A 7989-nucleotide genomic window follows, 5' to 3' on the forward strand; every position below is an offset into this window, starting at 1 on the left:
GGAACGTCCAAATTGGACGTTCCTACAAAATGACATATCAATTTTGTTGAGCCAATAAATAAAGTACGGCCATTCTTACTGCAACACCGTTTTCTACTTGGTCGAGAATGATTGAATGATGCGAATCGGCGGCATCAGATGTTAGTTCAACACCTCTATTGATTGGGCCAGGGTGCATCAATACAATTTCTTTATTCAAACCATCAAGCATCTTTTTGTTGATACCAAAATACAAAGAATATTCTCTTAACGAAGGAAAATACTTGATTTGCTGGCGTTCGAGCTGGATACGAAGCACATTTGCCACATCGCACCATTGAAGGGCATTCTGAACATTATGCTCAACTTTTACGCCAATTTCTCTGATATATTTTGGCAGAAGTGTATTTGGTCCACAAACCATTACTTCTGCACCGAGTTTCTGTAAACAAAAAATATTAGATAAAGCTACTCGTGAGTGAAGAATATCGCCAATGATTGCAATTTTCTTTCCTGCCAAATCTCCGATTTTTTCTTGCATCGAAAATGCATCGAGTAAAGCTTGAGTTGGGTGTTCGTGCGTACCGTCTCCAGCATTTACTATATTGGCTTTGATGTGTTTCGATAAATAATGTGGAGCTCCTGGGCTGCTGTGTCGCATCACGACCATATCCACTTTCATGGCCAAAATATTATTGACTGTATCAAGTAGAGTCTCTCCTTTTTTCACCGAACTACCTGATGCTGAGAAGTTTACAACATCAGCCGAGAGGCGTTTTTCGGCTAATTCAAAGGAAAGTCGGGTACGAGTAGAATTTTCAAAAAAAACATTGGCAATCGTTACATCACGCAGAGAAGGAACTTTTTTAATCGGTCGGTTGATAACGTCTTTAAATTCTTTAGCTGTTTCTAAAATCAGATTAATGTCGTTGGCCGTAAGGTCTTTTATTCCGAGTAGATGCTTTGTACTAATTGATTGCATTGTGTATTTGAAAAAGATTTTACAAAGGTAAAAAGAGTTCTGAGTTCTGAGTTCTGAATTATGAGTTTTTTTCAATTTTTAGCTTACTCATATATCAACTCTAAATTCAATGTTCTACACTTAACACTTTTTTTATGTCCGTCCAAAAACTTGGGTAAGATTTCACTACTACGTTTGGTTCTTCGATTGTCACATCTGTCAGCATTGCCAACGGTGCAAACGCCATCGCCATACGGTGGTCATCGTAAGTTGCGATGGTTAATGGTAAATTATTAATGGTTAATGGAAGCGTACTTTTTACACTATAAATAGTATTTTTTTCAACTTCAATCAAATCTCCACCAAATTTCTTTAGTTCGTTTTGAAGAGCCAAAACTCGGTCAGTTTCTTTAATTTTCAGACTTTCGATACCCGTAAATGTGGCTTCAATTCCCTTAGCAGCACAAGTGACGGCCACTGTTTGAGCAAGGTCAGGGCAGTTTGTAAAATCCCAATTTAAGGTCTTTTCAGCAGGAATTTTGGTCAATAAAACACCATCGGCTGTAAATGTACTTTTTACACCCAAATGGCTCATAATATTCACAATATCACTATCTCCTTGTAATGAATTTTCTTTCAAACCAAGCAATTCTACTTGCGTATTTTCAAACTCAGAAAGTGCTACAATACTATACCAATAACTCGCTCCTGACCAATCAGATTCAACTTTATAAGTAGTTGACTGATAAGAACTTGGCAATACTTTAAGCGTTTTTGCCTCCCAATTTGCTTCATAATTTACACCAAAAGCTTTCATTTGCTCAAGTGTCATTTTGATATATGGAATTGAGCCTAAATCGCCAGTCAGATTAATAGTTAATCCTTGCGGTAACGTTGGAGCAATCATTAACAAAGCTGAAATATATTGGCTACTCACATCGCCACGAATAGTTACTTCGCTCGATTTTTGTTTGGCAAAACCTTTAATCTGCAATGGCGGATACCCTTCTTTATTCAGATACTCAATTTCTGCTCCAAGCGTACGAAGTGCATCAACCAAAATGCCGATTGGACGCTCACACATACGTGGCGTGCCAGTCATTATTTTATTTTGATTAGTTGCTGTAAAATATGCTGTCAAGAATCGCATCGTTGTTCCTGCATCAATTACATCAGCCGTTTGGTCAGTTGATTTCAACAAACGAATCATTGTTTGAGTATCTCGTGCCGTAGAAAGATTCAATAAATTTTCGCTATTATCTTTTGCCAAGGCATTGATGATTAACGCTCGATTGCTTTCTGATTTTGAAGAAGCTAAGGCTATTTTTACGTCGAATGGGTTGGTGCTTTTACGGAGGAGTATCTTATCCATTAATTTACTTTGGTTCTGTATTCGGTCGCAAAGATAAAAATAAACTCTTAAAATGTAGGGCAAAAAAATGGTTTTAAATTAAAACCCACTTTTTAAAATAGTAAATTTTATTTTTTATCTTTACTATCAGAAATTTTAAAGTAGTGTATTCCGTAAAACTAACTTTATAGAACTTCAACATGAAAACATTAATTTTAATTCTTCTCTCTGCCTGTGCTTTCGCTCAAATTGGCTCAAAAGTGCAAAGTTCCAAACCACAATTAACTGGTAAATGGAGCAATAATGAATTTGGTTTTACAATGGTCTTAGAACTCAACACCGATGGTAGCGGTAATTTCGACGGTGAAAAGATTACTTACACGAGTTCTGCATCCACTCTATCTGTTAAGCAAGATGGCGAAACTACTGTTTATAAATATCTACTCCAAAACAATAAACTCATACTCTCAGGCGGTGATTTAGACGCACCGATAACATTTTCAAAAGGAACAAGTTCAACAACCTTAACTCCTTCAAATCCAACAAATTCTAATGCAAACACCACACAAACAAATGGAAATACTCCAGCTAATTTGTTAGGTGTATGGTCAGTAAATGGAGAAACTGTCACTTTCAAAAACGATAAAACTGGAATTTATAACGGAAACCCATTTCGGTATTCGGTTTCGGGAAATACCCTTACAACATCAGATAATACAGGCACAACGATTTTCAATTTTTCAGTCAATGGTAATTATCTGACACTTATTGGCGGAGGAGTGAATGTAGTTATGCAGCGAGGCAGTACAACTAACTCTCAATCAAGCACTTATGGTACTAACACAGGTGGAGGAATCGACCAAAGTATTGTGGGTAAATGGTGTTGGGTAAATGCTTCATCAACCTATTCGAGTAGTAGTAGCAGTAGTAGATGTATCGTTATTAATGGTAATGGAAGCTACGAATATTATGCCGAAGGCTCAATAAGTGGCTACGGTGGCGGTGGTTATGGTGGTTCGTCGAGCCAAAGTGCAGACCGAGGAACTTGGCGTTTAGAGGGTAATCGAATTCACGTACAGTCGCAGGCGGAAGGTTATAAAGTCTATTCGTTTGAAAAACGGAATCATCCTAAAAACGGTGACCCAATGATTGTGATTGATGGTGATACTTATGTTTCATATTATCAAAAAGCACCATGGAGATGAGCCTACCAGCCTACACAAAGAAACCAAAAACATTTTGGGAGAAGAATTTTGCCAATGTCTTTTTAATGGTTGGTTTGACATTTATTGGCATTACTTTGTTCATCTTCATCAGCCAATCGCTATTTTTTGCAAAAAGTAAAGAAACAACAGGAAAAGTAATAAGGTTTGAAACTTCAAATTACAGAAGTTTAGCATATCCAACCATTGAATATTTCACTCCTGATAATGTCAGGCACGAATATCAGCACACAGAAGGAACAAAACCATCAATTTATCGCCGAGGAGAAGTGATAAAAATATATTATAATCCAGCTAATCCAACAGATGTCAGCTTAGGTTATAGTTTTATCGCAATGGGGATTTTATTATTTTTTGGTGTAATATTCCTGACTCTTGGCTTAGGATTTAAAAGCAAAACAAAAGCCTTATGAAAAATAACGACCCAGTCAAATATGTAGTAATTGTATTTCTCTCAATAGGAATCCTATTTAGTGCATTAGCTCTATTTTTTTACAAAAAACAAAGCGATTTTGTAGAAACCGCCATAAAAACTACAGGTAAAGTAGTAGATTTACAAATAAGCAGGAAAGGCAGTAAAGCACCAATTGTTGAATATTTTGACAAGAATCAACAGCAACATTTTTACTACCATAATGTCTATTCAAGGCCTTCGAGCTATTCGGTCGGCGATGAAGTTGAAATTTATTATTCTCCGATAAATGCTGAAGATGCACGTCTGAGTCAAGACTATTTCTTGATACTCATTTTTGGATTTTTAGGTGTAATTTTCATTGTCGTTTCGTTGGTTTGCATCAAAGTATTTTGGTGGCCATCAAAATGACTGAAAAACTCGCAGTCGATAGTTTTCAGTAATTCTTCTACTCCGAAACTGGTTAGAAACAACTGTAAATAGCGGTTGGGCGACTGTCAATGCTGCCGCTATTGGCCATTTATTATTTTGCAATGGAGAAACACCCCAGGCAACCCATTCAAAAACTAAATAGCCGAAAGGCGAAAATGATTGCCAACCAAAACCAACTTTTCGTTTGGGTCTCTTATAAATTCGAGTTACTTCATTCAGTTTTATTTCTACGTATTCGTAGCGACTGGTAGTTTCGTTGAGTGCCGTAACCACAAACGACGAATCTTTTACTTCGTAAATATCATCGGCAAATACAAAACCGTCTTTGGTTTTGAAACTCAGTAAATCGCCCACAAAATAGCGATTTCGCTGGTTTGTTCGTAGATTTTCAACCACCAAAAATTTTTCTTTATTGAACAACGCAAGAGCTTTATTTCGGTCTTTTTTATAAAGTAATTCCTCTACCGATTCGGCTTGTCGATGGTGAAAGTCTTGGGCAAAAATTGTTGAACAAACAACTAAAAATAGAACCAGCGTGCAGTATTTTTGTAGCATATTTATCTTTATTCTTTAACCGATACACCACCCGAAACAATCAATTTCATTACTTCGGCACTTGGCATATCAAGCATTTGTACATTTTCTTTTGGTACGAGCATCAATTCTCCCGAAAAAGCATAGCTATGCGGAAAATAGACCGCTACCATATTACTAACGCCCAAATTCGATAAATCATTTTGTGTGATGAAACCTATTTTATGCACACCCGCTTCTTTGTTAATCAAAACGATGGCTGCTTGTGTAAATTTTCGTTTGTCGCCCACAAAAGCCGAAATCAGATCTTTGAAAGCAAAGTAAAAAATACGCACCAAAGGTAAATGACCGATAGCATTTTCGATGAGATTTTGAATTGTTTGTGGCAAAAGCACCGAAAAAGTGAAACCCGTTATCATCGTTCCAAGTATAACAATCAGCGAACCAAGACCAGGAATAATGAGGTCACGGTTGGGATCTTCAGTTGGGATACGAATCCTGATGATATTATCGACAAAATCGAATGCACCTAAAAGGATAAAAATTGTAAAACCAATTGGTGCAACAAATAGTAGTCCTCTTACAAAGTATGAAAGTAATCGACTAAGTATAGTTCTTTCGGGCATATTCAAAAATTTTAGATATATTGGCACGTTTTACAATAACAACAACATTTTCACACCGTTAAAAGTTTTTCTAAACACAAAACAAAACCGTTTATTCATGAAAAGAATCATCCACCTTTTTCTCATTTTTGCTATTTCAACGCAAATTTTCGCACAAAAACTTACTATTCCAATTCCCAATAATCCTGCCGTAAAAGTCGGAACGTTGAAAAACGGATTGAAATATTACATTCTTAAAAATGCCGAACCAAAAAACCGAATGGAGTTACGCTTAGTGGTAAACGCAGGTTCAGTATTGGAAACTGATGCCCAACAAGGTCTTGCTCACTTTTTGGAACACATGAACTTTAATGGCACTAAAAATTTTCCGAAAAATGAACTTGTAAATTTCCTGCAAAAATCAGGTATGAAATTCGGAGCAGATTTAAATGCATCCACAAGTTTCGATGAAACAATTTATCAACTTCAAGTACCAACCGATTCGGCCAAATTATTTGAAAGAGCTTTTCAAATTTTAGCAGACTGGTCGAACTTTGCAACCCTCGACACCGCCGAAATCAACAAAGAACGTGGTATTATTTTGGAAGAAGAACGTTCGAGAGGAAAAAATGCACAATCACGTATTCAACAAAAATTATTGCCGATATTATTTAATAATTCGATTTATGCGAGACGTCTGCCAATTGGCAAAACCGACATTATCAGTACTTTCCCCGCTGAAGAGATTGTAAAATTCTACAAGGACTGGTATCGCCCAGAATTAATGGCAGTCGTAGCGGTTGGAGATTTTGATGCTGCCCAAGTTGAAAATTTAATTACAACAAAGTTTTCGGAGATAAAATCCCCAAAAAATGCACCTAAACGCACTGTTTATACAATTCCAGCCTCGATAGGAACTCAAACGTATCAAATTCTGGATAAGGAAATTCCGCAATCTACTTTCCAAATGTTTGCTCGTTTACCGAGAGAAAAAACACTTACACAAGCCGATTATCGAACCGACATTGCCGAGAACCTTTTCAACCAAATGATTGGTACACGTCTGCAAGAAGCATCTAAAAAGCCAAATGCCCCATTTGTGTTTGGAATCATGGGATATAGTCCATTTCTCGGTGGATTAGATGTTTTTCAAACCATCGTTCTACCAAAAAATGCCGATGGAATGGAAGCAGCCATCAAAGCGATTATTGACGAACAAGAACGCATCAAACGTTTTGGCTTCACGAAAGGCGAATTGGAGCGTGCAAAGAAAGAATATATGGTTGGCGTTGAAAAAGGGTTTAAAGAAAAAGATAAAACTAAATCAGCCGTTTTTGTGAATGGAATGGTGCAAAACTATTTACAAGGAACTTCATTTACTGATGCATATTTTAGATACGAATTTGCTCAAAAATACCTTGAAGGAATTACACTCGAAGAAATCAATGCTATTTCAGGAAAAGTAATCAAAGAAGATAATCGAGTTGGGTTGATTGTAGGTTCGGAGAAGGATAAAGAAAAGTTACCAAATGAGGAAAAATTGAAAGAATTGATCGCTTACAAAAATCCGAACTTGAAACCTTACGAAGATGAGGCAGTTTTGACACCAATTTTGGAGAAAATACCCGAAGGAACAAAAGTAGTTTCGGAGAAAAAAATTGAAGAAATCGGTGTAACAGAATTAGTTTTTGGAAATGGTGTGAAAGTAGCACTCAAACCAACAACTTTCAAAAACGACCAAATTGTGTTTTCGGCAAGTAGTAAAGGAGGAACTTCGTTGTATAGCGATGCCGATTATTACTCAGCCGATATTTCATCGACGTTGGTTGCACAAGGTGGTGTTAGTAAATTATCAGATACCCAACTCGAAAAAGCACTGGCAGGAAAAGTTGCCCAAGTTTATACCTACGTTAGCGAGCTAACCGAAGGTCTTGGTGGTAACACCACACCAAAAGATTTAGAAACTGCCCTACAATTGATGTACGCTTATGTAACTCAACCTCGCCGAGACGACGAAGTAGTGAAGAATTTCTTAAAAAATGAGAAAGAATTAATCACAAACTCTTTCAAAACTTTAACGCCTGAAAAAGTTTTTGGAGATTCGCTCAATGCTATTATTTACCAAAATCATTTGAGAAGAATGCCTACCAAGCCAGAAGACGTTGACAAAGTAAATATCGACCGTGCATTTGAGATTTACAAAGAGCGTTTTGCTGATTTTAGTGATTTCAACTTTGTTTTTGTTGGCAGTTTTGAAGTTGAAAAAATTAAACCTTTACTTGAAAAATATATTGGCGGATTGCCATCAACCAAGCGTCAGGAATCGTTTAAAGATTTGGGAATCAGTAAAGTAAAAGGAAAAATTGAAAAGAATATCTTTAAAGGTTTAGAAGAAAAAGCCAATGTAAATTTACAATTCAATGGTGAGTTTGGATATACAGAGGAAGAAATGGTAAATTTGGATGCTTTAGCCGAAATTTTAGATATTAAAT

8 protein-coding genes are annotated in these 7989 nt (G+C 36.6%); 4 read left to right on the plus strand and 4 right to left on the minus strand.

All coding sequences use genetic code 11. From position 1 onward, the window contains the following. Positions 1 to 37 precede the first annotated feature (37 nt). Both ABR854_RS18135 and ABR854_RS18140 read right to left on the minus strand, forming a co-directional pair. A complete protein-coding gene (locus tag ABR854_RS18135; RefSeq protein WP_350267175.1) occupies positions 38 to 961 on the minus strand; it encodes an aspartate carbamoyltransferase catalytic subunit in 924 nt (307 codons plus the stop codon). Between the two features lie 106 nt (positions 962 to 1067). Beyond that, on the minus strand, positions 1068 to 2312 hold the full coding sequence (locus tag ABR854_RS18140; RefSeq protein ID WP_350267177.1) for a 3-phosphoshikimate 1-carboxyvinyltransferase: 1245 nt from the start codon (positions 2310 to 2312) through the stop codon (positions 1068 to 1070). Positions 2313 to 2491: 179 nt separating this feature from the next. On the opposite strand from ABR854_RS18140, the gene ABR854_RS18145 reads away from it, so the two are divergent. From ABR854_RS18145 to ABR854_RS18155, 3 genes are read left to right on the plus strand one after another with little or no spacing between them, the layout of a single operon-like run. Beyond that, entirely contained in the window at positions 2492 to 3496 is a 1005-nt protein-coding gene (locus ABR854_RS18145; RefSeq protein ID WP_350267179.1) for a hypothetical protein, read from the plus strand. Then, entirely contained in the window at positions 3487 to 3927 is a 441-nt protein-coding gene (locus tag ABR854_RS18150) for a DUF3592 domain-containing protein (protein WP_350267181.1), read from the plus strand. The genes ABR854_RS18145 and ABR854_RS18150 overlap by 10 nt, the downstream gene beginning before the upstream one ends. Next, entirely contained in the window at positions 3924 to 4337 is a 414-nt protein-coding gene (locus ABR854_RS18155; protein WP_350267183.1) for a DUF3592 domain-containing protein, read from the plus strand. Before ABR854_RS18150 ends, ABR854_RS18155 begins: the two co-directional genes overlap by 4 nt. On the opposite strand, the gene ABR854_RS18160 is transcribed toward ABR854_RS18155, so the two are convergent. Both ABR854_RS18160 and ABR854_RS18165 read right to left on the minus strand, forming a co-directional pair. Continuing rightward, positions 4329 to 4913, minus strand: a complete 585-nt coding sequence (locus ABR854_RS18160) for a hypothetical protein (protein WP_350267185.1) — start codon at positions 4911 to 4913, stop codon at positions 4329 to 4331. The two genes, ABR854_RS18155 and ABR854_RS18160, sit on opposite strands and share 9 nt — an antisense overlap. Before the next feature lie 8 nt (positions 4914 to 4921). Further along, positions 4922 to 5518: a DUF502 domain-containing protein gene (locus ABR854_RS18165; protein WP_350267188.1), complete on the minus strand. Its 597-nt coding sequence runs from the start codon at positions 5516 to 5518 to the stop codon at positions 4922 to 4924. Between the two features lie 97 nt (positions 5519 to 5615). On the opposite strand from ABR854_RS18165, the gene ABR854_RS18170 reads away from it, so the two are divergent. Then, on the plus strand, positions 5616 to 7989 hold a 2374-nt coding region (locus ABR854_RS18170), incomplete at its 3' end, for a M16 family metallopeptidase (protein WP_350267190.1).

Origin of the sequence: Emticicia sp. W12TSBA100-4 (genome assembly GCF_040253585.1) — a bacterium.
In the GTDB taxonomy this organism is placed as follows: domain Bacteria; phylum Bacteroidota; class Bacteroidia; order Cytophagales; family Spirosomataceae; genus Emticicia.